This is a genomic window from Marinobacter iranensis (genome assembly GCF_029207565.1).
Taxonomy (GTDB): Bacteria; Pseudomonadota; Gammaproteobacteria; order Pseudomonadales; family Oleiphilaceae; genus Marinobacter; species Marinobacter iranensis.
In genome coordinates this window covers 1-598 of sequence record NZ_JANCMW010000037.1, presented here as the reverse complement: position 1 = coordinate 598, position 598 = coordinate 1, and the positions used below count along the sequence as shown (strand labels likewise).

2 protein-coding genes are annotated in these 598 nt (G+C 50.8%); both read left to right on the top strand.

The features are described from left to right. Positions 1 to 66 precede the first annotated feature (66 nt). Entirely contained in the window at positions 67 to 330 is a 264-nt protein-coding gene (locus tag NLU14_RS21330) for a BrnT family toxin (RefSeq protein WP_126810273.1), read from the top strand. Further along, positions 320 to 589, top strand: coding sequence for a type II toxin-antitoxin system BrnA family antitoxin (gene brnA, locus NLU14_RS21325; RefSeq protein WP_041333061.1), 270 nt, complete (start codon positions 320 to 322; stop codon positions 587 to 589). Before NLU14_RS21330 ends, brnA begins: the two co-directional genes overlap by 11 nt. Positions 590 to 598 lie beyond the last annotated feature (9 nt).

Below are 598 nucleotides of genomic sequence, written 5' to 3'. Positions count from 1 at the left end.
GGCGTTAGCAGCTACAGCGTCCTTCCAGATCTTGCGGAGTGAGTAAAAAAGGGATAATTTGTACTCATGGATGAATTTGAATTCGACGAAGCCAAAAGCCAGGCCAATCTGGACAAGCACGGTATCGATTTCGTTGCTGCCCAAGGGCTGTGGAAAGATCCATACCTACTGGAGATCCGCGCAAAATCAGAGGATGAGCAGAGGTTTTTGCTGATAGGCAAGATTGGTGAAAAGCACTGGTCGGCTGTCGTCACGTACAGGGATGCTCGTATTCGTCTGATTTCAGTCAGACGTTCCCGCAAGAAGGAGGTTGAGCTCTATGAAAGCTAAAGACTTCGATAAAAAATTTGAGGAAGGTCAGGAAGATATTGTTGATGACCTGGACCTGTCGTCTGCTCGTCGCGTTAATCAGGAACAAAAGCGAATCAACGTCGACTTCCCGGCTTGGGTTGTGGAGTCGTTGGACCGTGAGGCTGCGCGCTATGGAGTTACCCGCCAATCGATCATCAAGGTGTGGCTGGTGGAGCGTCTTCAGGCAGAATCTGCTAACAAGCCGCTCAATGGTGACGCCGCAGGCGGCGCACATTAGCGGAGCGTT